Annotated in this window: 34 protein-coding genes; 12 read left to right on the top strand and 22 right to left on the bottom strand. The window is 61.9% G+C overall.

Annotation, left to right across the window (positions count from 1 at the left end; all coding sequences use genetic code 11):
• Position 1 precedes the first annotated feature (1 nt).
• Positions 2 to 394: an META domain-containing protein gene (locus ACR0EZ_RS08895; RefSeq protein ID WP_480612352.1), complete on the top strand. Its 393-nt coding sequence runs from the start codon at positions 2 to 4 to the stop codon at positions 392 to 394.
• On the opposite strand, the gene recO is transcribed toward ACR0EZ_RS08895, so the two are convergent.
• A complete protein-coding gene (gene recO / locus ACR0EZ_RS08890) occupies positions 378 to 1,103 on the bottom strand; it encodes a DNA repair protein RecO (protein WP_480612351.1) in 726 nt (241 codons plus the stop codon). The two genes, ACR0EZ_RS08895 and recO, sit on opposite strands and share 17 nt — an antisense overlap.
• Positions 1,104 to 1,282: 179 nt before the next feature.
• Here recO and ACR0EZ_RS08885 point away from each other — a divergent pair, with 179 nt between their 5' ends.
• Both ACR0EZ_RS08885 and ACR0EZ_RS08880 read left to right on the top strand, forming a co-directional pair.
• A complete protein-coding gene (locus ACR0EZ_RS08885; protein ID WP_480612349.1) occupies positions 1,283 to 1,525 on the top strand; it encodes a hypothetical protein in 243 nt (80 codons plus the stop codon).
• 88 nt (positions 1,526 to 1,613) lie between these two features.
• A complete protein-coding gene (locus tag ACR0EZ_RS08880; RefSeq protein WP_480612348.1) occupies positions 1,614 to 1,919 on the top strand; it encodes a putative quinol monooxygenase in 306 nt (101 codons plus the stop codon).
• 15 nt (positions 1,920 to 1,934) lie between these two features.
• Here ACR0EZ_RS08880 and ACR0EZ_RS08875 read toward each other — a convergent pair whose 3' ends face one another.
• The 3 genes from ACR0EZ_RS08875 to era all read right to left on the bottom strand — a co-directional run bounded on the left by ACR0EZ_RS08875 (position 1,935) and on the right by era (position 3,609).
• On the bottom strand, positions 1,935 to 2,258 hold the full coding sequence (locus ACR0EZ_RS08875; protein ID WP_480612347.1) for a SemiSWEET transporter: 324 nt from the start codon (positions 2,256 to 2,258) through the stop codon (positions 1,935 to 1,937).
• Positions 2,259 to 2,374: 116 nt separating this feature from the next.
• Positions 2,375 to 2,704 carry a DUF1491 family protein gene (locus tag ACR0EZ_RS08870; protein ID WP_480612345.1) on the bottom strand — a complete coding sequence of 110 codons (330 nt, stop codon included), beginning with the start codon at positions 2,702 to 2,704 and terminating at the stop codon, positions 2,375 to 2,377.
• The gene (gene era / locus ACR0EZ_RS08865; protein ID WP_480612344.1) at positions 2,701 to 3,609 is read right to left on the bottom strand and encodes a GTPase Era; all 909 of its coding nucleotides are present in this window, start codon (positions 3,607 to 3,609) and stop codon (positions 2,701 to 2,703) included. The genes ACR0EZ_RS08870 and era overlap by 4 nt, the downstream gene beginning before the upstream one ends.
• A 157-nt stretch (positions 3,610 to 3,766) precedes the next feature.
• Here era and ACR0EZ_RS08860 point away from each other — a divergent pair, with 157 nt between their 5' ends.
• Positions 3,767 to 5,143 carry a multicopper oxidase family protein gene (locus tag ACR0EZ_RS08860; protein WP_480612342.1) on the top strand — a complete coding sequence of 459 codons (1,377 nt, stop codon included), beginning with the start codon at positions 3,767 to 3,769 and terminating at the stop codon, positions 5,141 to 5,143.
• 3 nt (positions 5,144 to 5,146) lie between these two features.
• Here ACR0EZ_RS08860 and ACR0EZ_RS08855 read toward each other — a convergent pair whose 3' ends face one another.
• From ACR0EZ_RS08855 to folK, 12 genes are all read right to left on the bottom strand, one after another.
• Positions 5,147 to 5,665, bottom strand: coding sequence for an N-acetyltransferase family protein (locus ACR0EZ_RS08855; RefSeq protein ID WP_480612340.1), 519 nt, complete (start codon positions 5,663 to 5,665; stop codon positions 5,147 to 5,149).
• Between the two features lie 22 nt (positions 5,666 to 5,687).
• On the bottom strand, positions 5,688 to 6,365 hold the full coding sequence (rnc, locus tag ACR0EZ_RS08850) for a ribonuclease III (protein WP_480612338.1): 678 nt from the start codon (positions 6,363 to 6,365) through the stop codon (positions 5,688 to 5,690).
• The gene (gene lepB, locus ACR0EZ_RS08845) at positions 6,362 to 7,201 is read right to left on the bottom strand and encodes a signal peptidase I (protein WP_480612336.1); all 840 of its coding nucleotides are present in this window, start codon (positions 7,199 to 7,201) and stop codon (positions 6,362 to 6,364) included. Before lepB ends, rnc begins: the two co-directional genes overlap by 4 nt.
• Positions 7,202 to 7,258: 57 nt before the next feature.
• Positions 7,259 to 7,678, bottom strand: a complete 420-nt coding sequence (acpS, locus tag ACR0EZ_RS08840; RefSeq protein WP_480612335.1) for a holo-ACP synthase — start codon at positions 7,676 to 7,678, stop codon at positions 7,259 to 7,261.
• Between the two features lie 41 nt (positions 7,679 to 7,719).
• Positions 7,720 to 8,076 (bottom strand): hypothetical protein, encoded by a 357-nt coding sequence (locus ACR0EZ_RS08835; protein ID WP_480612333.1) that lies wholly within the window; start codon positions 8,074 to 8,076, stop codon positions 7,720 to 7,722.
• Between the two features lie 77 nt (positions 8,077 to 8,153).
• Entirely contained in the window at positions 8,154 to 8,777 is a 624-nt protein-coding gene (locus tag ACR0EZ_RS08830; protein ID WP_480612331.1) for a LysE family translocator, read from the bottom strand.
• Positions 8,774 to 9,394, bottom strand: coding sequence for a LysE family translocator (locus tag ACR0EZ_RS08825; RefSeq protein ID WP_480612329.1), 621 nt, complete (start codon positions 9,392 to 9,394; stop codon positions 8,774 to 8,776). Before ACR0EZ_RS08825 ends, ACR0EZ_RS08830 begins: the two co-directional genes overlap by 4 nt.
• Complete coding sequence (locus tag ACR0EZ_RS08820; protein WP_480612328.1) at positions 9,391 to 10,137, bottom strand: pyridoxine 5'-phosphate synthase; 747 nt, start codon at positions 10,135 to 10,137, stop codon at positions 9,391 to 9,393. The genes ACR0EZ_RS08825 and ACR0EZ_RS08820 overlap by 4 nt, the downstream gene beginning before the upstream one ends.
• Positions 10,130 to 10,828 (bottom strand): DUF2062 domain-containing protein, encoded by a 699-nt coding sequence (locus ACR0EZ_RS08815; protein ID WP_480612326.1) that lies wholly within the window; start codon positions 10,826 to 10,828, stop codon positions 10,130 to 10,132. The genes ACR0EZ_RS08820 and ACR0EZ_RS08815 overlap by 8 nt, the downstream gene beginning before the upstream one ends.
• A gap of 16 nt (positions 10,829 to 10,844) precedes the next feature.
• On the bottom strand, positions 10,845 to 12,977 hold the full coding sequence (locus tag ACR0EZ_RS08810; RefSeq protein ID WP_480612324.1) for a RelA/SpoT family protein: 2,133 nt from the start codon (positions 12,975 to 12,977) through the stop codon (positions 10,845 to 10,847).
• A gap of 26 nt (positions 12,978 to 13,003) precedes the next feature.
• Positions 13,004 to 13,357, bottom strand: coding sequence for a DNA-directed RNA polymerase subunit omega (gene rpoZ / locus ACR0EZ_RS08805; protein WP_010437681.1), 354 nt, complete (start codon positions 13,355 to 13,357; stop codon positions 13,004 to 13,006).
• A 94-nt stretch (positions 13,358 to 13,451) separates the two neighbouring features.
• Positions 13,452 to 14,021: a 2-amino-4-hydroxy-6-hydroxymethyldihydropteridine diphosphokinase gene (folK, locus tag ACR0EZ_RS08800; RefSeq protein WP_480612323.1), complete on the bottom strand. Its 570-nt coding sequence runs from the start codon at positions 14,019 to 14,021 to the stop codon at positions 13,452 to 13,454.
• A gap of 137 nt (positions 14,022 to 14,158) precedes the next feature.
• Here folK and ACR0EZ_RS08795 point away from each other — a divergent pair, with 137 nt between their 5' ends.
• From ACR0EZ_RS08795 to ACR0EZ_RS08765, 7 genes are all read left to right on the top strand, one after another.
• On the top strand, positions 14,159 to 14,734 hold the full coding sequence (locus tag ACR0EZ_RS08795) for a LabA-like NYN domain-containing protein (RefSeq protein WP_170686665.1): 576 nt from the start codon (positions 14,159 to 14,161) through the stop codon (positions 14,732 to 14,734).
• Between the two features lie 189 nt (positions 14,735 to 14,923).
• Entirely contained in the window at positions 14,924 to 15,874 is a 951-nt protein-coding gene (gene ispH, locus ACR0EZ_RS08790) for a 4-hydroxy-3-methylbut-2-enyl diphosphate reductase (protein ID WP_480612321.1), read from the top strand.
• A complete protein-coding gene (locus ACR0EZ_RS08785) occupies positions 15,871 to 16,323 on the top strand; it encodes a DUF3429 domain-containing protein (protein ID WP_480612319.1) in 453 nt (150 codons plus the stop codon). The genes ispH and ACR0EZ_RS08785 overlap by 4 nt, the downstream gene beginning before the upstream one ends.
• Entirely contained in the window at positions 16,320 to 16,907 is a 588-nt protein-coding gene (locus ACR0EZ_RS08780; protein WP_480612317.1) for a class I SAM-dependent methyltransferase, read from the top strand. The genes ACR0EZ_RS08785 and ACR0EZ_RS08780 overlap by 4 nt, the downstream gene beginning before the upstream one ends.
• Positions 16,900 to 17,367 (top strand): ribonuclease HI, encoded by a 468-nt coding sequence (gene rnhA / locus ACR0EZ_RS08775; RefSeq protein ID WP_480612316.1) that lies wholly within the window; start codon positions 16,900 to 16,902, stop codon positions 17,365 to 17,367. The genes ACR0EZ_RS08780 and rnhA overlap by 8 nt, the downstream gene beginning before the upstream one ends.
• Positions 17,364 to 17,987, top strand: a complete 624-nt coding sequence (locus tag ACR0EZ_RS08770; RefSeq protein WP_480612314.1) for a trimeric intracellular cation channel family protein — start codon at positions 17,364 to 17,366, stop codon at positions 17,985 to 17,987. The genes rnhA and ACR0EZ_RS08770 overlap by 4 nt, the downstream gene beginning before the upstream one ends.
• A 15-nt stretch (positions 17,988 to 18,002) precedes the next feature.
• On the top strand, positions 18,003 to 18,608 hold the full coding sequence (locus ACR0EZ_RS08765; protein ID WP_480612312.1) for a COG3904 family protein: 606 nt from the start codon (positions 18,003 to 18,005) through the stop codon (positions 18,606 to 18,608).
• On the opposite strand, the gene ACR0EZ_RS08760 is transcribed toward ACR0EZ_RS08765, so the two are convergent.
• The 5 genes from ACR0EZ_RS08760 to def (ACR0EZ_RS08740) all read right to left on the bottom strand — a co-directional run bounded on the left by ACR0EZ_RS08760 (position 18,605) and on the right by def (ACR0EZ_RS08740) (position 21,007).
• Positions 18,605 to 18,748 carry a GlsB/YeaQ/YmgE family stress response membrane protein gene (locus ACR0EZ_RS08760; RefSeq protein WP_480612310.1) on the bottom strand — a complete coding sequence of 48 codons (144 nt, stop codon included), beginning with the start codon at positions 18,746 to 18,748 and terminating at the stop codon, positions 18,605 to 18,607. The two genes, ACR0EZ_RS08765 and ACR0EZ_RS08760, sit on opposite strands and share 4 nt — an antisense overlap.
• A gap of 91 nt (positions 18,749 to 18,839) precedes the next feature.
• On the bottom strand, positions 18,840 to 19,076 hold the full coding sequence (locus tag ACR0EZ_RS08755) for a hypothetical protein (protein ID WP_480612308.1): 237 nt from the start codon (positions 19,074 to 19,076) through the stop codon (positions 18,840 to 18,842).
• 4 nt (positions 19,077 to 19,080) lie between these two features.
• A complete protein-coding gene (gene fmt / locus ACR0EZ_RS08750; RefSeq protein WP_480612306.1) occupies positions 19,081 to 19,995 on the bottom strand; it encodes a methionyl-tRNA formyltransferase in 915 nt (304 codons plus the stop codon).
• A 2-nt stretch (positions 19,996 to 19,997) separates the two neighbouring features.
• Complete coding sequence (gene def / locus ACR0EZ_RS08745) at positions 19,998 to 20,492, bottom strand: peptide deformylase (protein WP_480612304.1); 495 nt, start codon at positions 20,490 to 20,492, stop codon at positions 19,998 to 20,000.
• Positions 20,489 to 21,007 (bottom strand): peptide deformylase, encoded by a 519-nt coding sequence (gene def / locus ACR0EZ_RS08740; RefSeq protein WP_480612302.1) that lies wholly within the window; start codon positions 21,005 to 21,007, stop codon positions 20,489 to 20,491. The genes def (ACR0EZ_RS08745) and def (ACR0EZ_RS08740) overlap by 4 nt, the downstream gene beginning before the upstream one ends.
• Positions 21,008 to 21,101: 94 nt before the next feature.
• Here def (ACR0EZ_RS08740) and ACR0EZ_RS08735 point away from each other — a divergent pair, with 94 nt between their 5' ends.
• On the top strand, positions 21,102 to 22,274 hold the full coding sequence (locus ACR0EZ_RS08735) for a MalY/PatB family protein (RefSeq protein ID WP_480612300.1): 1,173 nt from the start codon (positions 21,102 to 21,104) through the stop codon (positions 22,272 to 22,274).
• Positions 22,275 to 22,307: 33 nt separating this feature from the next.
• On the opposite strand, the gene ACR0EZ_RS08730 is transcribed toward ACR0EZ_RS08735, so the two are convergent.
• Positions 22,308 to 22,661, bottom strand: a complete 354-nt coding sequence (locus tag ACR0EZ_RS08730; protein ID WP_480612298.1) for a hypothetical protein — start codon at positions 22,659 to 22,661, stop codon at positions 22,308 to 22,310.
• Positions 22,662 to 22,788 lie beyond the last annotated feature (127 nt).

The following is a 22,788-nucleotide window of genomic DNA, read 5'->3' as shown; positions in this document are numbered from 1 at the left end:
GATGACACGCCTGACCCTTCTGCTGCCTCTGATGGCCTTGTTCCAATGTGACAAGGACGAAACCGTCGCCGCCTATGGTGCGGCGGATCAGACATGGGTGCTGCAGGAAATTGACGGGCAGCCCTATGAAGCCAGCGCCCTGCTGCGCTTTCCCGAACAGGGCCGGATCGAGGGCAATGCCCCCTGCAACAGCTATAACGGCGCGCTGAACGCACCCTATCCGTGGTTCGAAGTCACGGACCTGACCGCCACCCGCGCCGCCTGCGCCGGTCTCGAGGCCGAGGGGTTCTATTTCGCCGCCCTGATGGCGATGACGCAGTCCGAGGTATCCGGCGACGTGCTGATCCTGCGCAACGAGGATGGGCACGAAATGGTGTTCAAAGCCGCCGAATAAGCTGTTCTAGAAACCGCGACCGCGCCTCGGGCAGCGGGTTATGCCCCAGTGCCGGGGCGACGCGGTGCTGCAGGAAATAGCCGGTGGTTTTCAGCCCCTCGACAATTTCTGAATCCGGCGCCTGCCCTTCGCCACGCAAGCAGGGCGGCAGCGGCAACAGCTTGTCGGCCCATTCCCCTGCCCCCTTGGCACTGACGGCCCGCCCGGTTTTGGGCGAGACATAGACCAGCCCCTCCGCCGCGCCAGTCACAGCGCAGGTTTGCAGGTCAAGGCCAAAGCCCAGCTCCTCCAGCAGCGCCAGTTCCCAACGCAGATAGGCCAGCGGCCAGATCTCATCCTGCCCCAGCAGGTCCATCAACTGTTCGGTCTGTTTGTAGATCGCGGGATGCGGCTCACGTTCCGGCAGGCAGAAGGACAGCAGCGCCACCACCGCGTTCAGCCCCGCCAGCGCCATCCGCCCCGAAAACGCCGCCGCCGCGCGGGACCGCAGGGGTTCGACCTGAAAACTGCCGATATGTTCCTCGAGCCGCGCACGCCACAGCACATCCAGTTGCGCACCGGGCTGCAGGATCGGCGCGATCTTGCGGCTGGTGCCACCGCGCACGACACCGGCATGGCGACCGTGGCCCTCGGTAAAGACCTCGATAATCGCTGCCGTTTCGCCATGACGGCGAGAGGTCAGAAGAATGCCGTGATCGCGCCAGTCCAAGATGTGATCCGGTTTTGTGTCAGCCTGCCCGCAGAAAATCCCAAGGACGCCTGATACGCAAGTGCTGACGATTCAGGGGCCCTTTTCAAAGCCGCCAAACTCTTGTGACTTTCTGCCATCCGTTTTGTCCGCGTTCTTGTCGCCCCCACCTGTGCCGTCATCAGGAAAGAGGGCATTTTATGATTGATGACGAACCCCTGCCAGCCACCTATTACGATGACAACGACATCTGGACGCTGGATCCCACCGCTGCGGACAAGCATGTCTACGAGGCGTTTGCCGCCGATGTGGTCGATCTTGTTCAACTGCTAGACGACAACAAGCCGATGTTGTCCCGGGATGTGTATGCAAGGCTTTTTGCCTCGCTGCGGGACCTGTCCCGGGTGTTGGGTCGGTACGAAGAGGGGTGGAATTTGGACTAGCGGGTTTGGTCGACCCGTCCACGAAAGCTTGACCCATCAGCCTTGCACGGATTAATTTAACTATATCGTTAAACAAGGATCCGATACCATGCGAGGCATCACAATCACCTACAAATACGACGGGGACGAGGCCGAATGGCTGGCCGCCGTCACCGAATTCATCGCGGCAATCAACAGCGACCCGGCTGCGGCGGGCAAGTTCACATATCAGGTCGCCGTGGCCGATGACGGCGTCACCCGGTTTCACTGGGGCCGATGGGACAGTGCCGAAACGTTGGCCCATGTTCAGGCTCAGCCCTATTTTCAGGCCTTTGCCCCCAAGGTGAAGGGTTTTGCCGGGGACACGCTCAGCGCCACCGGGCACGACGTCACCCTCAAAAGCAGCGGCTGGTGAGAGCCCCGCGCCCCGTCAGAATGTCATACCGGCGTGGATCAGGATGCCGACGACCATCAGGATGTTCAGCACCATCGAGATGCCATTGCCCACATAGATCGGCAGCTTGCCGACGACCAGCCCATAGGCGAACCACAGAAAAGACAGCGCCGCATAAAGCGACCAGGACAGCAGCGACTGGCCGGTGGCGTGTTGGGAATGGGTGAAATACAGCTTGACCAGCTGCGGCAGCGTCGCAAAGGGGCCGACCACGCCGATGAACACCATGAACCCCTCGAACCGCTGCATCCAGTGGCCCAGATTTGACTTTTCCAGTTTCTCTGCAAGCGTTTCAGCCACGCCAACACCTCATTTTTCCTGCTGTATCCGCGGGATGTGCCGGATTCTGACCGTGCGGGACACCGCGCCAAAATAATCGCTTTGCGCCGCCTGTCCAAGACCCGTTGGCGCGGACGTCAGTCCAGCCCTTCCTCGCCCAGCAGATGCCGCCCCTGCCGGTCTTCGACCTCGATCACCCAGAGGTCGGGGTCAAAGCCGCGCTGCCGGGTGACGGCGGCATCGACGTCAGACTCGGGGCCGCTGGACAGTTCGACCCATTTCCGCGCACCGCTCATCAGATCGAAGCTGCGCTGGAACGCGACCGCTTTCCCGTCGAGCGTGTTCAGCTTGACCAGAACAGCGCCGGCGGTGTTGTCGCCATGAGTGACGACAAAGGCCGGGATATCCTGCAGGCGCAGCCGCGCCAGATAGGCATGGACCCAGAATTCCGCCGTCAGCCGCGTCATGCATTGCCGTCTTTGAAATCCAGACCCATTTCCGAATACCGCTCGGATTCCTCAAGCCAGTTGGGCCGGACTTTCACCTGCAGAAACAGGTGGATCTTGCGGTCCAGGAACTCTTCCAACTCGGCCCGTGCGGCCTGACTGACCGCCTTGATGGTCTCGCCGCGTTTGCCCAGCACGATGCCCTTGTGGCCGTCGCGCATGACATAGATGACCTGATCGATCCTGGCCGAGCCGTCTTTGCGCTCTTCCCAGTTCTCGGTCTCGACGGTCAGTTGATAGGGCAGTTCCTGATGCAGGCGCAGGGTCAGTTTCTCGCGCGTCATTTCGGCAGCGATCATGCGCAGCGGCAGGTCGGCGATCTGGTCTTCGGGGTAAAGCCACGGACCTTCGGGCAGTTCCGAGGCCAACCACGTGCGCAGATCGTCAACGCCGTGACCCTTTTCGGCGGAAATCATGAAGGTTTCGGCAAACGGATAACGCGCGTTCAGGTCGCTGGTCAGCGCCAGCAATTTCTCGGATGGCACCTTGTCGATCTTGTTGATGGCCAGCGCGATGGTGCGGCCCTGCCCGATCTCTTCCAGACCTTCGAGGATGCGCTCGACCCCTTCGGTGATGCCGCGATGCGCCTCGACCATCAGCACGACAACATCGGCATCGGCGGCGCCGCCCCATGCGGCGGCGACCATGGCGCGGTCCAGACGGCGGCGGGGTTTGAACAGGCCCGGCGTGTCAACGAAAACCAGTTGCGCATCACCCTCCATCGCCACGCCGCGAATGCGGGCGCGGGTGGTTTGCACCTTATGCGTCACGATCGAGACCTTGGCCCCGACCATGCGGTTCAGAAGGGTGGATTTGCCTGCGTTGGGCTCTCCGATCAGGGCGATAAATCCGGCGCGTGTGGTCATGTGTGATGCGATCCTGTTTGCAGGTGCGCACCCCTATAGCAGAATGAACCTGCGGGCCAGAGGCATTTGTCGCATTGCCGCCATGCGGATAGGGCGGCAAATATGCGAACACGCCACGCCAAACCCAGCCAGGCACACCCTTTTCAATGAGGCAAAAATGAAACGACGCGAGTTTCTTTTGGGCAGCGGGGCCGCTGCCGGAGCGCTGGGGCTGGGCACATTCGGCTTGGCTGCGGGGGCTGAGGAACTGACCATGCAGCCCGCCAGCTTTGCCCTGCGCGATCAGGTGACGACCGGCATGGTCAGCCTGTCGCCAGACGCGCCGCCCCCGGTTCTGTACGGCCGCCAGGGCGAGGTGATGCGGCTGCCGGTGCGCAACACGCTGCCGGATTATACCGCGATGCACTGGCACGGGCTGCGGATTCCCAACGCAATGGACGGGGTCCCCTATCTGACGCAGATGCCCATCGGGCCGGGCGAGCGGTTTGACTATGAATTCACGCCCCCGGATGCAGGCACCTATTGGTATCATCCACATTGCATGACGATGGAGCAGATGGCCCATGGCCTGACCGGCGTGATGGTGATTGCCGAAGCCGAGGACCCCGGTTTCGACAGCGAACAGGTGATCAACCTGCGCGACTTCCGGCTGGACGAGGTGGGCGCATTCCTGCCCGCCTATACGCCGCGCGGGGCTGCGCGGGCGGGAACCTTTGGCAATGTGCACACGGCCAACTGGCTTCAAGCGCCGGTCTATGACCACACGGCAGGCGGGCTGGTGCGCCTGCGCATTGTCAACTCGGATACGACCCGCATCTACAAGCTGCATCTGCAGGGGGCAGACGCCCGGATCATTGCCTGGGACGGGCACCCGGTCGAGGGTGAGGTGGCGATGCCGACCGCCGAAGATCCGCTATTGGTCGGGCCGGGCCAGCGGGTGGATTTTGCTGTCGCGATGCCAGAAGTCGAGGGCGAAACCGTCGACCTGATGGCCAAACTGCCGGGGCAGCCACACCGGGCGATGACCCGGCTGCGGGCCATTGGCGCGAGCCTTGCCCGCGATCTGCGTGAGCTGCAACCTTTGCCGGTCAACCCGGTGCCGCGTCCCGATCTGGCAAACGCCGAGCTACATGAGTTCGTCTTTGGCTGGACTCCCGAAGGCGGCGAGCCCACCAACGGGTTCTGCGGCTCGCTGGGATATAATTTCTGGTCGATCAACCGCACGCCCTGGCCGGGGGACGCAGCGCAAGGGGTCGGGCCGCTGGCGACGCTGAAGCAGGGCAGGAGTTATGTTCTGCGCCTGCGCAATGAATCTCCGAACCTGCATCCGATCCACCTGCACGGGCTGGCGTTTGTTCCGTTGAAATCGAACCTGCGCAACCTGCCGCCATTGCTGACGGATACGATGTTGTTGCTCAAGGATGAGGTGGTGGAAATTGCTCTGGTCGCCGACAATCCCGGGGATTGGGCGTTCCATTGCCATGTGATCGAGCACCAGAAAACCGGGCTGACCGGATTTATCCGGGTGGTCTGACCCCTAGGGTTGCAGCGGCACGTTCAGCGCCAGCACATGGTTCGGGTAGGCTTGACCTTCGATACGGAAATCCGTGGTGCCAACCTGCCTGAACCCCTTGGACACATAGAAATCAATTGCGGGTGTGTTCTCGGAGTTTGTCGTCAGCCAGATCACGCTCCTGCCGTGGTCCCGGCAATACTCGACGGCGACGTCCAGCAAAGCTGTACCAATACCCTTTCCGTGATGTCTGGGCTGTATGTAAAACGTCACAATCTCTAGATCGGAAAGCCCGTCGACGGGTGCATCCCGTCCTTTTGCCAGCCGAACATACCCGTCGATGCCATCGCGGTTTTCCGAGACCATGACAAAGTCATTCCCTTCCTCAAGAAGGGTCTCAAACCGGTCCGTGGTGAACTCGGTCAACGCAAAATCGGCGAAGAATGAGTTCACGCCCTGCCGCAGGTAAGTGCCGACCCAAACCTCGATCGACAAGGCCGCAAGGCTGGCGGCATCTTCCTTTTTTGCCGGCCTGATCTTCACGCCTCACCCCCGGTGCGCAGGTTCAACCCAACCGCTCCAACAGCGCCTTGGCGGCCGCCTGTTCAGCCTGCCGCTTGGACCCTGCGGTGGCCTGAGCCTCGGTTCCGTCCTGCAGGCGGGCGGCGATGGTGAAGACGGGCGCGTGGTCGGGGCCGCTGCGTTTGACCTCGATATAGCTGGGCGGTTTCTGCCCGCGCGCCTGCGCCCATTCCTGAAGCGAGGTTTTGGCGTCGCGCGCATCGGCCTCGACCGTGTGGATGCGGTCGCCCCAGAGGGCCAGGATCACGTCGCGGGCGGCCTCGAACCCTGCATCGCGGTAGATGGCGGCGATGACGGCCTCCATCGCGTCGCCCAGCAGCGCCTGTTTGCGGCGGCCACCCGAGAGCATCTCGGACCGGCCCAGTTTCAGCACCGCGCCCAGATCGATCTGGCGGGCCACGTCAGCGCAGGCCTCTTTCCGGACCAGCGCGTTGAACCGCGGGGCCAGTTGGCCCTCGGAGGCTTGTCTGTCGGCCTCGAGCAGCGCGGTGGCCATGACGAGGCCCAACACGCGGTCGCCCAGAAACTCCAGCCTTTGGTTGTCGGGGCGGGTGGACGACGAGACCGATCCGTGCGTCAGAGCGCGCAGCAGTAATTCGGGGTTCGAGAATTCATACCCCAACCGCTGCTGGAACGCTCTTATCTCAGCGGAAAGCTTCAATTGACCGCCTTGAAGAACCGATCCCCGCGCCATGTCCAAAAGAACAGCATCGACCGGCCAGCAGACGAGAACATGATGCGGTCAGCGCGACCGATCAGGTTTTCATAGGGCACATAGCCAACCCCGTTTGCCGATTGCGGTATGCGGCTGTCGGCAGAGTTGTCGCGGTTGTCGCCCATGAAGAAATAATGGCCGGCGGGCACCGTGTAGATACCGGTGTTGTCCGAGCCCTGATTGCCGATATTCAGAACATCGTATGACACGCCGTTCGGCAGGGTTTCGATCAGGCGGTTCTTTTCACACACACCACCCAGCCCCACCGGGCCGTTGGAACAACGCGGGCGCAGGCGTTGCGGGCCTTGCGGTTCAGCGGTTTCGGTGAAGACGCCATCGGGCTGCTGCGGGACCGGCGTGCCGTTCAGGATGATCTGGCCTTCGCGGATCTGAATGCGGTCGCCCGGCAGGCCGATCAGACGTTTGATATAGTCGCGCCCGGTGACCGGGTGGCGGAAAACGATGACATCGCCGCGCTCGGGCTCACCGCCCCAGATACGGTTGCCATCCTCGCCCTGCATCCAGCCGCAGACGTCTTCGGCATCGATGTTCAGACCGACGCTGGGAATGATCAGGCTGGGGCACGAGGCGTAGGAGTAGCCGTAAGCCATTTTGTTGACGAACAGAAAATCCCCGATCAGCAGGGTTTCCTTCATCGAACCGGACGGAATCCAGAAGGGCTGAAAAAACAGGGTCCGGAAGACGCCTGCGATCAGCAGGGCGTAAACGATGGTTTTGATCGTTTCCCAAATGCCACTTCCGGTTTTGGCTTCCTCGGCCATACTGCTCTCCAGTCCTTGCGTCTTTGGGGTGCTACATGCGGGGCGGGTGGGGGCGAGTCAAGGCCGGGTGGCGCTATCTTGAAGCGGGCGCGCCTCGATCACCACAAAGGCCTGCGCCCAGGGGTGATCGTCGGTCAGGGTGACGTGGATGATCGCCTCGTGGCCTTCGGGCGTCATCTCTTTCAGCCGCTCGGCCGCCCAGCCGGTGACATGCATCACAGGCTGGCCGGTGCGCAGGTTGGTGACGGCCATATCCTTCCACGCGATCCCCATCCGCAGACCGGTGCCCAGCGCCTTGGAGCATGCCTCTTTCGCGGCCCAGCGTTTGGCATAGGTGCCTGCGGTGTCGTGGCGGCGCTCGGCCTTGTTCTGTTCGGTGTCGGTGAAGACACGGTTGCGGAACCGGTCGCCGAACCGGTCGAGTGTTCCTTTTATGCGGTCGATATTTGCGAGGTCTGTGCCGATGCCGAGGATCATGGTTTTCAGCCTCTTTCACCGCCAAAGAGCGTTCGTTTTGTCTATGTCGATTGCCATAATACGGTTCTGCAAAGTCCGATGGAAACCGCTGCCCAAAACAGCAGTACACTGTTTCTTAGAAGAAGGTCCCAAAAATCAATCTGGTGCCAATACCTGATCCTGTAGACCAACCCAACGAACTGCACAGTCAGCAACACCGATACTGACAAGCCAACCATGTAGAAGGCGTTGTACCACAACGTCGCGCTTGGGATCGCTTCAGAATGGAGTTTTGACCACGGATGCGATTGGACCAGTGTCGCCATAATTACCGGGAACACCAGGAGGTCGAGAGGAAAAAAGAACAGGCCATCGAGCCCCAGCTTATTTTTGGCAAAACCCGAATTGACCGACACCATCAATAGAAGAAAAAACCAAACAACGTATGTTATCCGATTAAACAACAAGGTTCTCTGCCCAGGCTGCCACAATTTCATCACGACAACCGCACCGTCAGGATCTTGTAACTCGCCAGCCCAAAGAACCCCGCAAAGGCGAAATCGAACCAGCGGCGGGCGCGGCGGTAGGTGCGGACCATGCGCTCGGACGAGAACAGGAAGGCGTAGCCGATGAAGATCGCCAGCGAGCCCGCGTAGAGCAGGCCGAAATAGCCCAGCAGCATGGACAGGCTGGCGTCATTCGGCGCGACGATGGCATAGATCGAGCCCCAGCTCAGGATCGCCTTGGGGTTGGTCAGGTGAATGGCCGCGCCCTTGGCGAAAATGGTGCCCAGCGAGCCAGTAACAGGGTTGCCCAGCGCGACCTCATCGGATGTCATCGCCCGGCGCAGCGCTTTCAGCGCCAGCCAGCCCAGATAGGCGACGCCGACATAGCGGATCACCTCGAACACCCAGACATTGGCCAGCATGATCGCCGACAGGCCCAAGGCGGCGGCAATGCCCCAGGCGGCGGAGCCTGCGCAGATGCCAAGGGCAAAGGCCAGACCGGCGGTGCGGCCTTCGTTCATGGCGGTTCCGGCAATGCCCATCGTCGCGGGTCCGGGGGACCCTCCGGCCATGATCCAGGCGAACCAGATCGCTATGAAGCCCGGGGTGATCATCGCGCAAAGGCCGATCTGATCAGGCCCAGTCCGGCAACCGCGAACAATCCGGCGACAACGCCGTCGATCCAGCGGCGGAACCGGCGGTATCCGGCCATCATACCGCTGACCGAAAACAGCATCGAATAGAGAAAGTTGTTCAGAAACCCTGCCGCAATGCAGATCAACGTCGCGGCGCCAACGGACAGCAAACCGTCATCCGGGCCGAGGCCGACCGACAATGCCGCCATCCATGCAATCACCGATTTCGGGTTGGACAGGTTCAGGACCAGCCCGCGCCAGAACCATTTGCCGCTGGCCGGGACGGACACTCTGGAGGCGTCGGGCCGCAACGCGGACCGCCCCGACTGCCACGCCAGCCACAGCAGGTAGAGACCGCCCAGCACCTTGAGCACCATCAGGACGTAGAGCGAGCTTTGCAGCACCGCGCCCATGCCGCTTGCGGCAATCAGCCCCCAGAACACCAGACCACAGGACAAGCCGACACCGTAGATAAGGCTGATCCTGCGCCCGTAACTCATCGCGATTGCGGCGTTTGAGATATTCGCGGGGCCCGGTGAGACCGCGACGATAAAGAAGGCAAGGGCCGTTACCGCAAGTGAGGTCAGGTCAATCATTCCCGCGCCTCATCCATCAGGCGGCGCATTTCGGCTATGGCGGGGGTGAGGCCCAGAAAGATCGCCTCGCCGATCAGGAAGTGGCCGATATTCAGCTCGCGCACTTCGGGGAAAGCCGCAACCGGTTTGACGGTGTCATAGGTCAGGCCGTGGCCCGCGTGCACTTCGAGGCCCAACGAATGCGCAAAGGCCGACATCTCGCGCAGGGCTTCCAGCTCGCGCGCGGCTTCGTCCATGCGGCCCTCGGCATGGGCATCGCAATAGGCGCCGGTGTGCAGTTCGATAACCTCGGCCCCGATGCGGTGGGCGGCCTCGATCTGGCGCTGGTCGGCGGCGATGAAGATCGAAACGCGGCAACCGGCCTCGCGCAGGGGCGCGATGTAATGGGCCAGCTTGTTTTCTTCGCGCGCGACCTCAAGCCCGCCCTCGGTGGTGCGTTCCTCGCGCTTTTCGGGCACGATGCAGACCGCATGCGGTTTGTGGCGCAGGGCGATTTTCTGCATCTCTTCCGTCGCGGCCATCTCGAAGTTCAGCGGCACCGACAGAACTTCCATCAGCCCGTCGATATCGGCGTCCGAGATATGGCGGCGGTCTTCGCGCAGATGCGCGGTGATGCCGTCAGCCCCGGCTTCTTCGGCCAGCTTCGCGGCACGCAGCGGGTCGGGATAAGCCCCGCCGCGCGCATTGCGCACGGTGGCCACGTGGTCGATATTCACGCCAAGACGCAGGTGGGTGTCAGACATCGTTCGAATCCTTCATTGTCCCTTGGGCCGACCCTAGTGGGTTTGACACCGTAACGTCAGCCTCTGCCTGCGCAAGACGTTTGATTTCTTCAAATTTCGCTTTGATCTTGGCGCGGCGGCGCTGCTGATAGGTGCGGATCAGCGGCAGGCTGAGATAGCCGCAGGCCACCCCCGCCACGATGCCCGGAATGACGCCGCCGACCATGTAGGGAAAGAACACATCGTCATAGAACCGGCTGAGCCCGTGCCAGTCGGCCTCACGTTCGGTGAACATGGCGATGCAGTTGTCTTTCAGATCACCCATCGCATCGGCGAACTTGCCCATCAGCCCGTCGGTGTCGCCCTTGCGGAACCGCGTGCCCAGCAGGAAATGGCCGGTCTGCAGGCTGACCACACCTATGGGCACATAGGTCAGCGGGTTACCAAAGAACGTACCTGACAGCGCGGCCAGAATGTTGCCGTTCAACAGCCGCGCGAGGACGGCGGCCACCAGAAAATGCAGGCCGTAGAACGGGGTGAACGCGGCGAACACCCCGGCCCCGATGCCGCGCGCAATGCGCTCGGGGCTGTCAGGCAGGCGGCGGACGCGGTGTTTGACGTAGTGAAAGGCGCGGGTCCAGCCGCCGCGCGGATAGACGAACTCTGACGCGATCTGGACAGGCGAGCGGCGATCTCGGCGCTTGAAAACCACTCCTGCTCACCCTTTCTCAGCCAGCCGCAACAGCGGTTTTCGCGCGTTCCCGAAACCGTTCGACCGCCGCAACGTCGCTTTCCGCCTCGAGCGTCAGCATCAGCGAATGCAACTGTTCCAGGTCGCGCAGTTCCACATTGATCAGCAGACGGTAAAAATCCGGTTTGCGGTCAACAAATTCGAGGTTCGAGATATTGGCCTTTTTCTCGCCGATCAATGTGCAAATACGCCCCAGCACCCCGGCGTCATTGCCAATGGTCAGATCCAGCGTCGCGCCGTAGACGGCCGGGTGCGTGCCCGAATGCCAGTGCAGATCGACCCAGCGTTCGGGCTCGTTTTCGAACTCGGTCAGGCGGTCGCAATCGATGGCGTGCACCACCACGCCCTTGCCGCGATAGGTGATGCCGACGATACGTTCGCCCGGCAGCGGCTGGCAACATGGCGCGCGGTCGAATTTCTGGCCGGGCTCCAGACCGATCACCGCGCGGCGCAGCGGGATGGCATCGCCTTCGTCCTTGGCCAGATCGGGATAGACCGCCTCGACCACGTCATGCGCGGTCAGTTCGGCGCTGCCCAGACGGGCCAGCAACTCGTGCCGGTCCTTCAGGCGCAGGTGTTTCGCGGCGGTGTCCAGCGCCTTGTCGGTGGCCTTGCGGCCCACATGTTCAAAGCCTGCGCGCGCCAGTTCCTTGCCCAGCTTGATAAAGCGCTCTCGGTCCACCTCGCGCAGTGCCCGACGGATCGAGGTGCGCGCCTTGCCGGTCACGGCAATCTCAAGCCATGTCACCTGCGGCGTCTGGCCATCGGCGGTGATAATGTCGACCGACTGTCCGTTTTTCAGCCGCGTCCACAGCGGCACACGGATGCCATCCACCTTGGCCCCGACGCAGGAATAGCCAATTCTGGTATGGATCGCATAGGCGAAATCAATCGGTGTCGCCCCACGCGGCAGTTTGACCACGTCGCCCTTGGGCGTGAAACAGAACACCTGGTCGGAATACATTTCCAGCTTGACAGCTTCGAGGAAGTCTTCGTGATCCTCTTCGTTGTCGAACTGTTCCGTCAGGTTGGCGATCCACTTGGCCGGGTCGACCGCAAACGGGTTTTCCGAGCGCACACCGTCGCGATAGGACCAGTGCGCCGCAACGCCGGTTTCGGCCACGTCGTGCATCTGGCGGGTGCGGATCTGAACCTCGACCCGTTTGCCATCACGCCCCGAAACGGTGGTGTGGATCGAGCGATAGCCGTTTGATTTCGGCTGGCTGATATAATCCTTGAACCGCCCCGGCACCGCGCGCCAGCGCTGGTGGATCGCGCCCAAAGTCCGGTAACAGTCTTCCTCGGTCTGGGTGATGATGCGGAACCCGTAGATGTCGGACAGGCGTGAGAAGCCCTGATCCTTTTCCTGCATCTTGCGCCAGATGGAATAGGGCTTCTTGGCGCGGCCGAACACCTCGGCTTCGATCCCGGCTTTCTCAAGCTCGTGCCGCATGTCGCCGGTGATCCGGTGGATCACATCGCCGGTTTCCCGCTGCAGAGTGATAAAGCGGCGGATGATCGACTGGCGGCCTTCGGGGTTGAGCACACGGAAAGCGAGGTCTTCCAGTTCCTCGCGCATCCACTGCATCCCCATTCGGCCCGCAAGCGGCGCATAGATATCCATCGTCTCGCGCGCTTTCTGCACCTGCTTTTCGGGGCGCATCGCCTTGATCGTGCGCATGTTGTGCAGACGGTCGGCCAGCTTGACCAGAATGACCCGCAGGTCCTTGGACATGGCCATGAACAGCTTGCGGAAATTCTCGGCCTGCTTGGTCTCGCGGCTGGACAGTTGCAGGTTGGTCAGCTTGGTGACGCCATCGACCAGCTTGGCGACCTCGTCCCCGAACAGTTCGGACACCTTGCCATAGCTGGCCTTGGTGTCCTCGATCGTGTCGTGCAGCAGGGCTGTAATGATGGTCGCATCGTCCAGACGCTGTTCGGTCAGGATGGCGGCAACGGCAACGGGGTGCGAGAAATAAGGCTCGCCGGAATGGCGGAACTGCCCGTCATGCATCTGCCTGCCGAACTCATAGGCCCGGGTGATGCGGTCGGCATTCGTTTTGGGGTTGTAGTTGCGGACCAGCGCAATCAGGTCTTCAGCAGAAATCATCCGGTCCGCACCTTCGTTTTTGGGGATTACCCCTGGCCTTGAGCCTCCATCAGAGCGCGCAGCAGTTTTTCCTCGGACATGTCGTCATCGGCAGGCTTGTCCGATTCCGCACCCATCAGCAGCGCCATCTGATCTTCTTCGGGCTCATCCACCTCGATCTGGGTCTGGTTGGCCTCGATCAGGCGCTCGCGCAGCTCGTCGGCGCTTTGGGTCTCATCGGCGATTTCGCGCAGGGAAACAACGGGGTTCTTGTCGTTGTCGCGGTCCACGGTGATCGGGCCACCGGCGGAAATCTCGCGCGCACGATGGGCGGCAAGCATCACCAGTTCGAACCGGTTTGGAACCTTGTCTACGCAATCTTCAACCGTCACGCGGGCCATTGGGCGCTCTCCGTTAGTGAATCCATGTCAGGAAGAGGTTTATCTAAGGCTGTTTGAACGCCTTGACAAGCAAGAAATGCTGCAAATGCGCGGATCACAGGGGCGTAACCCCGGCGACATCCGCCGACGGCAGCGCGGCAAGCAATTCTTGGGCCGTCCGTCCCAGCACCGGATGCCGCCAATCGGGGGCCACATCGACCATCGGCACCAGCACAAAGGCACGGTCCTGCAGGCGCGGATGCGGCAGAACCAGCTGCTCCGGTGCCTGCTGCCGCTGCGCCTGTGCGGGCAGGGTCAGCCAGTGGTCAAACACCGCAGGGTCCGGCAGCACCAGATCGCCGTAGCAGACCAGATCCAGATCCAGCGTCCGCATCCCCCAGCGTTGCTCCCGTTCGCGCCCGAACTCATGCTCGACCTCGTGCAGCACCTGCAACAGGTCCCCGGGGGTTTTGTCCGTCTCGATCAGCGCTGCCGCGTTGACGTAATCCGGCCCCGCGCCCGCAGGAAAACATGGGGTCGCGAAGAACCGGCTGGCTTCGCGAATCAGCACGCCCTGACGCGATAGCGCGTCAAGAGCCATTTGAAGCGTCACCTTGGGACTGTTTCCTCTCAACCTGAGATTGGCACCCAGGGCAATTACGGCAATTTGCACGGGTTTGCTCATTTAATCCCCTATATTCGGCGAATTGCATACTTGCGATGCATGATAAATGCCCTAATTATAGGCTCACCAGCGCGCGCCACATTTTTCAACCACTCACTCATCACGTTGCGTTCTGGTTTATACCGGAAGGGACTATTATGTTTTATAAGGACGAACGGCTAGCGCTGTTCATCGATGGCTCGAATCTTTACGCTGCGGCAAAAGCACTCGGTTTTGACATAGACTACAAACTTCTGCGGCAGGAATTCATGCGCCGCGGCAAGCTACTTCGCGCCTTCTACTATACAGCACTACTGGAAAACGACGAGTATTCGCCGATCCGTCCACTGGTTGACTGGCTGCATTACAACGGCTTCACCATGGTGACGAAACCGGCCAAGGAATACACCGACAGCATGGGGCGTCGGAAAGTCAAAGGAAACATGGATATCGAACTGACCGTAGATGCCATGGAACTGGCACCGCGCGTCGATCATATCGTGCTGTTCTCGGGCGATGGGGATTTCCGCCCGCTGATTGCCAGCCTGCAGCGTCAGGGCGTGCGGGTGTCGGTCGTATCGACCATCCGCAGCCAGCCGCCGATGATCTCGGACGAACTGCGCCGTCAGGCGGACAATTTCATTGAACTGGAGGACCTGCGCGACGTAATCGGCCGCCCTCCGCGCGAGATGCCCGCAGAGCCCCGCAGCGTCGCTGCGGCAGGTGGACACTGACACCCGGCCACTCACTTCCGGGGGGAATGATGGCGCGGTCAGGGCTTAACACCCTGGCCGCGCCTCTTTAACTATGGTCAGGTGCTCAAACAGCTACTGGCTAGCACCGATTCATGTCAGATGAATGACGCGGTCCTGTCTGGACCAAGGCAAGGAAAAGACTTACCTGTGCCCCAAGGAGACAGCGACATGACCAAGCCGCCACTGACACTTTATCTGGCCGCGCCGCGCGGGTTCTGCGCCGGTGTGGACCGCGCCATCAAGATCGTCGAGATGGCTCTGCAGAAATGGGGCGCGCCGGTCTATGTGCGGCATGAGATCGTGCATAACAAATTCGTCGTGGACGGGCTGCGCGCCAAGGGCGCGGTGTTTGTCGAGGAACTGGATGAATGCCCCAATGACCGCCCGGTGATCTTCTCGGCCCATGGTGTGCCGAAATCGGTGCCCGCAACGGCGGAGCGGCGCGAGATGATCTATGTGGATGCCACCTGCCCGCTGGTCTCGAAAGTGCATGTCGAGGCGCAACGCCATGCGGATGCCGGGTTGCAGATGATCATGATCGGTCACAAGGGCCACCCCGAGACGGTTGGCACCATGGGGCAACTGCCCGATGGCGAGGTGCTGCTGGTCGAAACCGTCGAGGATGTGGCTGAGGTCGCTGTGCGCGATCCCGCGAAACTGGCCTTTGTGACCCAGACCACGCTGTCGGTGGATGACACCAAGGATATCATCGCAGCGTTGCAGGCGCGGTTCCCCGCCATCGTCGGGCCGCACAAGGAAGACATCTGCTACGCCACTACCAACCGGCAAGAGGCCGTGAAGGCCGTGGCCCCGAAATCCGATGCCCTGCTGGTGGTCGGCGCGCCGAACTCATCCAATTCACGCCGTCTGGTCGAGGTCGCCTCGCGCGCCGGATGCGACTATGCGCAACTGGTGCAGCGCGCGACCGAGATCGACTGGCGCGCCCTGCAGGGTATTTCAACCATCGCGATCACCGCAGGGGCCTCGGCCCCCGAGGTTCTGGTCAACGAGGTGATCGACGCCTTCCGCGATCACTATGACGTGACGGTCGAACTGGTCGAGACCGCGCAGGAAAACGTCGAATTCAAAGTGCCGCGGGTTTTGCGGCAACCGGCATGAACGGCGCACCCAAGGCCCCGTTGTATCTGGGCCTTGCGGGGTTGATCCCCTTTGTCTGGGGCGCGCTGACCTATCTGAGCGGCGATTTGAACGACTGGGGCCGTCAGGCGCTGGGGTCGCGGTTCGTCGGGCCTTATGTGCAACTGTTCTACGGCTCGGTGATCCTGAGTTTCATGTCCGGCATCCTGTGGGGCTTTGCCACCAAGACATCCGGCAGCAAGGCGACACTCTGTTACACGCTGTCGGTTCTGCCTGCACTGTGGGCGTTTTTCACGACGGGCGGCGGGCCGGTCAGTGCCGGGATCAACCTGATCATGGGCTTTGCCGGGCTGCTGTTTCTGGACGCGCTGTTCTGGTATTGGGGTCTGGCCCCGCGCTGGTGGATGAAGCTGCGCATCCTGCTGACCGCCATCGTCATCCTGTGCCTGTCTGTCGGAGTGTACCTGTGACCGATCAGAAAACGATCAATGCCTATACCAAGCGTGTGTCCGAATACCTGAGCATCCCTCTGCCCGCCGAACAACTAAAGGCGCGCACAGGCTTTGCCGACGCAGTTGTCGCGGGCGGTTACGTGCTGGATCTGGGGTCCGGCCCCGGTTCCGACAGCGCGTTTTTTCAGCGTGCAGGGCTAAAGGTGCGCGCGCTGGATGCGACCCCGGCCTTTATCGACCATGCCCGCGACTGTGGTATCGAAGCGCATCTGGGGACGTTTGATGACGTCACCGAAGTGGCGGAATTTGACGGCGTCTATGCCAGCTTTTCCCTGCTTCATGCCCCGCGCGCAGATTTTCCCCGGCATCTGGCCGCAATCCACCGGGCCCTGAAGCCCAAGGGCATCTTCTTCCTCGGCCTGAAACTGGGAAGCGGAGAGCACCGCGACGAACTGGACCGCTACTACACCTATTACTCACAGACCGAGATTGAGGACGCGCTGGCCCGGGTCGGGTTCACCATCAATCAGGTCACGACCGGCGTTGGCAAAGGTCTGGCCGGGTCTTATGACGGGTTCATTCTGGTGCTGGCCCATGCCTGAGCTGTTTGCCTATACCGATGGCGCCTGCTCCGGCAATCCCGGCCCTGGTGGCTGGGGCGTGCTGCTGCGCGCGATGGATGGCGAGACCGTTCTGAAGGAACGCGAACTGAATGGCGGTGAGGCCGAAACCACCAACAACCGCATGGAATTGCTGGCGGCGATCAGCGCGCTTGAGACGCTCGAACGCCCTTCGACCATCACCGTCGTCACCGACAGCGCGTATGTGAAGAACGGCGTGACGGGGTGGATTTTCGGGTGGAAGCAGAACGGCTGGAAAACCTCGAACAAGAAGCCGGTCAAGAATGTCGATCTGTGGCAGCGGCTGGATGAGGCGCAGACCCGGCACGATGTCACCTGGGAATGGATCAAGGGCCACGCGGGCCACCCCGAAAACGAAAAGGCCGATGAACTGGCCCGGGCGGGCATGGCTCCGTTCAAACCGAAAAAGGCGCAGGCGTGAGCGGGCTTGCCCTGCTGGACTATGCCTCGGTTCTGGTCTTCGCGCTGACCGGCGCGCTGGTGGCCAGCCGGGCGCAGCTTGATCTGGTGGGCTTTGCTTTCATCGCCTGCCTGACGGCAGTTGGCGGCGGCACGGTGCGTGACCTGCTGCTGGACCGGCACCCGGTTTTCTGGGTCGGCCAGCCGGATTACATCCTGATCGCGGTTGGTGCGGCGGTGCTGGTCTTTTTCACCGCACATCTGGTGGAAAGCCGGTACAATTGGCTGATCTGGCTGGACAGTTTCGCCCTGTCCATTGCAGTCGCGGCTGGCACGGGCGCGGCCCTTTCGCTGGGCCAGTCCGGCATCATCGTGGTGCTGATGGGGGTCACCACGGGCTGTCTGGGCGGGCTGATGCGCGACGTGGTCTGCAACGAGGTGCCGCTGGTGCTGAAACAGGGCGAGCTTTACGTCTCGTGCGCGTTTGCCGGCGCCTTGATGGCGGTGCTGGTGACGCGTCTGGGGCTCGAAGGCCTGCCCGCGCTGGGATTATGCGCCTTGACCTGCTGGGCGCTGCGTGCGGGATCGCTGCTGTTTGGCTGGCAGTTGCCGGTCTACAAAGCGCGGCCGCCGCGGAGCTAGGGTAAGGAAAGAAAGATGCCAATGACCCTCCGATTTCTCTGTCCGGCTGCCTTGTCGCTGTTGGTGGCCTGCGCGGACCCGTACACGCCGATCAGCTTCACCGCCGACGGGGATCGGATCGTCGCAACCGGCACGATCGACCACAGAACCCTAAGCGCCTTTGAGGAGGTGATCGACGAAAACCCCGAGATCAGAACACTGGTGCTGCAGAATATCGAAGGCTCGGTCGATGATGACGCCAACGTCGTCTTCAGCCGCGTGGTGCGGCAGGAAGGGTTCGATACGGTGGTGCCATCCGACGGGCTGGTTGCCTCGGGCGGAACGGACCTGTTTCTGGCGGGCAACCGGCGCGTGCTGGAACCCGGCGCCTGCGTCGGTGTCCACAGCTGGGGTGGTGGGGGCTATGTCGCCGCAGACCTGCCCGAGGATCACCCGGAACACGACCGATACCTCGACTATTTCGAAGATATCGGCGCGGACCCGGACTTCTATTGGTTCACGCTGGACGCCGCATCCGAGGATGAGATGCACTGGATGACGGCGTCCGAGGCCAACAGGTTCGACATGACGACCCGCACCGCCCCTCAGCTGGGATCGGCAGAAATCTGCGAATTCCGTTAAGGTCGACGGCGGGTGCAAACCTGCCGAATCCAGATCACGAGTAGTGCGCCCAAAACCGAGCCCGTAAAGCCCGAATACCAACCCAGGACGTTTCGAAACAGGGCCTCCGCCACCAGCGCGCCGACGATACCGATCAGCATGGTGGTGCGGATGTCCGCCTAAATCCTCATCAGGCGGGTGGCGAGGAAGCCGACGGCGGCCCCAATAACGATCACGGTGACGATGGGCACGTCATTTCCTCCAATGCGTCGGCACGATGATCAGCGCGCCGATTGAGGACAGCACCGCGTCCAGCCCCGGCGGGCCGAAGCTGATGCCGAACATGATACGGAGGAAATAGAACAGGAAGGCCCCGCCCACACAGATGATGATCGATTGCAGATAGCCGTTATGGGTAAAGCCGGTCGTCTCGGACAGATAGCCCACGATCCCGGCAATCACCACGGTGCCCATCAGGATCAGGAACATCTGCTTACTCCGAAGTCAGGCGAGTGCCGACCGGGATGGGCCAGCCCCGCAGGAAAGTTTCCCTATCCTGCGCGCCTTTGCCCGCCCTTTGCAAGCGCAGCAGTTCGACCGCGCCGGTGCCACACGCCACGCGCAGAGTGCCGTCCAGCACCTCGCCCGGAGCGCCCTGCCCTTCGGCCAGCCGCGAGGCGAGCAGTTTGATCCGGTCGCCCTCAAATTCGGTCCATGCGCCGGGAAACGGGGAAAGACCGCGTATCTGCCGGTCAACTTCGGCGGCGGGGGCCGACCAATCGATCCGCGCCTCGGATTTGTCGATCTTGGCGGCGTAGGTCACGCCGTCCTCGGGCTGCGGTTCGGGGGTCAGGCCGGGCAGTTTGTTCAACGCCTCAACGATAAGTCCGGCCCCCATGATCGACAGGCGGTCATGCAGTTGCGCCGTCGTTTCCTCAGTCCCGATATCGGTTACCTCGCGCAGCAGAACGGGGCCAGTGTCCAGCCCGGCCTCCATCTGCATGATGCAGATGCCGGTCTGCGCATCGCCTGCCATGATCGCGCGGTGGATCGGCGCAGCCCCCCGCCAGCGCGGCAACAGGCTGGCATGGATGTTCAGGCAGCCATGGGTCGGCGCGTCCAGAACCGGCTGGGGCAGGATCAGACCATAGGCCACGACCACGGCCACATCGGCATTCAGCGCGGCAAAGGCTTGCTGTTCTTCGGCAGATTTCAGCGAAACCGGGTGCCGAACGGCCAGACCCAGCGCGTCAGCGCGCGCATGCACCGGTGTCGGGCGGTCCTTTTTGCCCCGTCCCGCCGGGCGCGGGGGCTGGCAGTAGACCGCGGCGATCTCATGCCCGGCCCCGACCAGCGCATCCAGCACCGGGACCGAGAAATCGGGCGTTCCCATGAACACGACGCGCATCGCTACCCCTGCTTTCTGGCCTTGCGCAGCAGCATGTCGCGTTTGACCTTGCTGAGCCGGTCGAAATACATCCGCCCGTTCAGATGGTCGATCTGGTGCTGCACGCTGGTCGCCTCGATCCCTACGAAATCGCGGCGGTCGATCTGGCCGTGTTGGTTGAGGAATTTGACCGTAACGGCCCGCGGGCGCTTCACCTTGGCCGAGACACCGGGCAAGTTCGGGCTGGCCTCATCATGTTCGCGCAGTTCGATGGAACTGTGCAGGATCTCGGGGTTCGCAAGCCGCACGGCGCGGCCCCGCTCGGTCGAGCCATCCACAACCGCCAGCCGCAGCATCACCCCGATCTGGGGCGCGGCAAGGCCGACACCCGGCATCGCCTCCATAGTGTCGATCATGTCGTTCCAGATGGCGCGGATGTCGTCGGTGATTTCGGTGACGTCCTCGGCCTTGGTCCGCAGGCGTTTATCGGGCCATGGCAGGCAGGTCCGCACCGTCATGCGCGGGCCTTCTCACGCTTGAGCTTCTGCATCTTGCGCGTGATCATCTGGCGCTTGAGCGGCTTGAGATAGTCGATGAACAGCTTGCCGTTCAGATGATCGATCTCGTGCTGCACGCAGGTGGCCCAGAGGCCATCGAAAGTCTCTTGCTGCAGATTGCCATCACGGTCCAGCCACGTCACATCCACCACTTTCGGGCGCGTGACCTCGGCATATTGCTCGGGGATCGACAGGCAGCCTTCCTCGTAGACGCTGGTTTCGTCCGAGGCCGCGATGACCTCGGGGTTGAACATCACCAGCGGGCGCGGGGCCTCGCCCTCTTCCTTGACGCAATCCACCACGATCAGCCGGTCCAGCACGCCGATCTGGGGCGCAGCGAGGCCGATGCCGGGCGCGTCATACATCGTCTCCAGCATGTCATCGGCCAGTTTGCGCAGATCGTCGGTGATATCGGCCACCGGCGCGCAGACCTTTTTCAGGCGGGGGTCGGGATGGATCAAAATAGTGCGTTTCATGAGGCTGATTTAGGCCATCGCGCCCGCCACCGCAACGGCCCCCTTGCACCTGATGGATTTGTGGTTAGCTTTCGCCCCGACAGATGGAGATGACATGACTTTCAACGACCTGATCGACCGCCGGGGCACCAACTCTTCGAAATGGGACAAGATGGAGCGGCTCTACGGCGTCTCGCCCGAGGACGGGCTGGCCATGTGGACAGCCGATTCCGACTATGCCACCGCGCCCTGCGTGATCGAAGCGGTGCGGAAAGCGGCAGATCATGGCGCGTTTGGCTATTCGTGGATGCACCCGGATTATCTGAACGCGATCCAGTGGTGGATGAAGACCCGCCACAATTGGGAGGTCGACACCGATTGGATTCTGACCTCGCAGGGCCTAGGCAACGCGATTGCCCTGTGCATCGACGTCTGGAGTGAGCCCGGCGATGGCGTGGCGATTTTCACCCCCGTCTATCACGAGTTCGCACACAAAGTGAACAAGGCGGGCCGCCGCGTGGTCGAATGCCCGCTGGTGCGCGAAGGCGACAGCTATGGCCTTGATCTGGAGGATGCACAGTCGCGACTGGACGGGTCGGAAAAGCTGCTGCTTTGGTGTTCCCCTCAGAACCCTTCGGGCCGGGTCTGGACGCCGGACGAACTGCGCGCAGTGGCGGCGTTTGCCGAGCGCAACGGGTTGATCCTGGTATCGGACGAGATTCACCACGATCTGGTTTACCCCGGCCATAGTTTCGTGCCGATGGATGTGGCCGCCCCCGACGCGCGCCCCTGGACCGTGACGCTGACCGCCGCGTCCAAGACGTTCAACATCGCAGGTCAGCGCACCGGAAACATGATTATCCCGGACGCCAAGCTGCGGGCTGAGATGCGCCACCGGTTGCAAACGCTGGATTTCGACCCAAGCGCGCTGGGTGTGGCGATGATCACCGCCGCCTATTCGCCTGAAGGCGCGAAATGGGTCGATGAGCAGGTCGCCCATCTGGAGTCCAACCGGAAACTGTTCGATGCCACCATCGCCGGGATTCCCGGCCTGTGGTCGATGCCCCTGCAGGCGACCTATCTGGCCTGGGTCGATTTCTCGGGCACCGGGATGGATCACCCCGAGTTTGTGCGCCGCCTGCGCGAGGACGCACGGATCGCGACCTCTCCCGGCCCCGGGTTTGGCGCGGGCGGGGAGAACTTTGAGCGGTTCAATCTGGCCACCCAGCGCGCGCGGGTGGAAGAGGCCTGCAAACGGCTGAAAACCGCCTTTGGCGATTTACAATAAGCGACGCAAAATAAGGCTGGTCGAAACCCGCCCCTAATCCTCGTACCCCAACAGCGCAATCGGTGCGTCCGGGGCGCGGTAGAAATCCAGCGGGGCTTTGTCATGGGCGGCGGTGCTGCGCTTGAATTCGTAACGCATCTCGCCGCCTTCTTCCTCATCCGCGATGATCAGGCATTGGTAGAGGTGGTTGGCCCCGTCATAAATATCGACCAGCCCGCGCAGGCGTGGGGTCGTTTCAGCCTCGACCGAAAACCCGTCCTTCCACAGTTTGAGGATTTTGAACGTATTGTCGCCCAATTCGACCCGCAAACGGCTGGTCTTTTTCAGGCCGGCGATTCGCGCGGCATCCAATTCCGCGCTTATTTCCTTTGAAACATAGGTACTCATAAATCTATTCCCCCGCTCACACCCCCTTATTGTGCCGGAATGATTGTAAAAATCCAGTAAACCACATCACATAGCTGCGCTTGCCCGCCTGCTGTGGCGTAGACATCCCAGGCACGGGCTGTGCGTG

The organism is Ruegeria sp. AK4, assembly GCF_056541025.1.
This window is presented reverse-complemented; position numbering and strand designations above follow the sequence as displayed.

What these genes read in the sequence shown, in the direction of transcription:
- fmt (WP_480612306.1), bottom strand. Translation starts at nt 19,995, where the DNA reads ATGCGCGTCGTGTTCATGGGAACGCCCGATTTCTCGGTCCCGGTGCTG.
- ACR0EZ_RS08810 (WP_480612324.1), bottom strand. Translation starts at nt 12,977, where the DNA reads ATGATTTCTGCTGAAGACCTGATTGCGCTGGTCCGCAACTACAACCCC.
- ispH (WP_480612321.1), top strand. Translation starts at nt 14,924, where the DNA reads ATGACCAAGCCGCCACTGACACTTTATCTGGCCGCGCCGCGCGGGTTC.
- def (WP_480612302.1), bottom strand. Translation starts at nt 21,007, where the DNA reads ATGAAACGCACTATTTTGATCCATCCCGACCCCCGCCTGAAAAAGGTC.
- acpS (WP_480612335.1), bottom strand. Translation starts at nt 7,678, where the DNA reads ATGATCCTCGGCATCGGCACAGACCTCGCAAATATCGACCGCATAAAA.
- def (WP_480612304.1), bottom strand. Translation starts at nt 20,492, where the DNA reads ATGACGGTGCGGACCTGCCTGCCATGGCCCGATAAACGCCTGCGGACC.
- ACR0EZ_RS08735 (WP_480612300.1), top strand. Translation starts at nt 21,102, where the DNA reads ATGACTTTCAACGACCTGATCGACCGCCGGGGCACCAACTCTTCGAAA.
- folK (WP_480612323.1), bottom strand. Translation starts at nt 14,021, where the DNA reads ATGAGCAAACCCGTGCAAATTGCCGTAATTGCCCTGGGTGCCAATCTC.
- era (WP_480612344.1), bottom strand. Translation starts at nt 3,609, where the DNA reads ATGACCACACGCGCCGGATTTATCGCCCTGATCGGAGAGCCCAACGCA.
- ACR0EZ_RS08825 (WP_480612329.1), bottom strand. Translation starts at nt 9,394, where the DNA reads ATGATTGACCTGACCTCACTTGCGGTAACGGCCCTTGCCTTCTTTATC.
- ACR0EZ_RS08885 (WP_480612349.1), top strand. Translation starts at nt 1,283, where the DNA reads ATGATTGATGACGAACCCCTGCCAGCCACCTATTACGATGACAACGAC.
- ACR0EZ_RS08835 (WP_480612333.1), bottom strand. Translation starts at nt 8,076, where the DNA reads ATGGTGTCGGTCAATTCGGGTTTTGCCAAAAATAAGCTGGGGCTCGAT.
- ACR0EZ_RS08820 (WP_480612328.1), bottom strand. Translation starts at nt 10,137, where the DNA reads ATGTCTGACACCCACCTGCGTCTTGGCGTGAATATCGACCACGTGGCC.
- ACR0EZ_RS08755 (WP_480612308.1), bottom strand. Translation starts at nt 19,076, where the DNA reads ATGTTCCTGATCCTGATGGGCACCGTGGTGATTGCCGGGATCGTGGGC.
- ACR0EZ_RS08860 (WP_480612342.1), top strand. Translation starts at nt 3,767, where the DNA reads ATGAAACGACGCGAGTTTCTTTTGGGCAGCGGGGCCGCTGCCGGAGCG.
- ACR0EZ_RS08895 (WP_480612352.1), top strand. Translation starts at nt 2, where the DNA reads ATGACACGCCTGACCCTTCTGCTGCCTCTGATGGCCTTGTTCCAATGT.
- lepB (WP_480612336.1), bottom strand. Translation starts at nt 7,201, where the DNA reads ATGGCCGAGGAAGCCAAAACCGGAAGTGGCATTTGGGAAACGATCAAA.
- ACR0EZ_RS08760 (WP_480612310.1), bottom strand. Translation starts at nt 18,748, where the DNA reads ATGCTGATCGGTATCGTCGGCGCGCTGGTGGCGGAGGCCCTGTTTCGA.
- ACR0EZ_RS08880 (WP_480612348.1), top strand. Translation starts at nt 1,614, where the DNA reads ATGCGAGGCATCACAATCACCTACAAATACGACGGGGACGAGGCCGAA.
- ACR0EZ_RS08765 (WP_480612312.1), top strand. Translation starts at nt 18,003, where the DNA reads ATGCCAATGACCCTCCGATTTCTCTGTCCGGCTGCCTTGTCGCTGTTG.
- ACR0EZ_RS08730 (WP_480612298.1), bottom strand. Translation starts at nt 22,661, where the DNA reads ATGAGTACCTATGTTTCAAAGGAAATAAGCGCGGAATTGGATGCCGCG.
- ACR0EZ_RS08785 (WP_480612319.1), top strand. Translation starts at nt 15,871, where the DNA reads ATGAACGGCGCACCCAAGGCCCCGTTGTATCTGGGCCTTGCGGGGTTG.
- ACR0EZ_RS08870 (WP_480612345.1), bottom strand. Translation starts at nt 2,704, where the DNA reads ATGACGCGGCTGACGGCGGAATTCTGGGTCCATGCCTATCTGGCGCGG.
- ACR0EZ_RS08830 (WP_480612331.1), bottom strand. Translation starts at nt 8,777, where the DNA reads ATGATCACCCCGGGCTTCATAGCGATCTGGTTCGCCTGGATCATGGCC.
- rnhA (WP_480612316.1), top strand. Translation starts at nt 16,900, where the DNA reads ATGCCTGAGCTGTTTGCCTATACCGATGGCGCCTGCTCCGGCAATCCC.
- ACR0EZ_RS08795 (WP_170686665.1), top strand. Translation starts at nt 14,159, where the DNA reads ATGTTTTATAAGGACGAACGGCTAGCGCTGTTCATCGATGGCTCGAAT.
- rpoZ (WP_010437681.1), bottom strand. Translation starts at nt 13,357, where the DNA reads ATGGCCCGCGTGACGGTTGAAGATTGCGTAGACAAGGTTCCAAACCGG.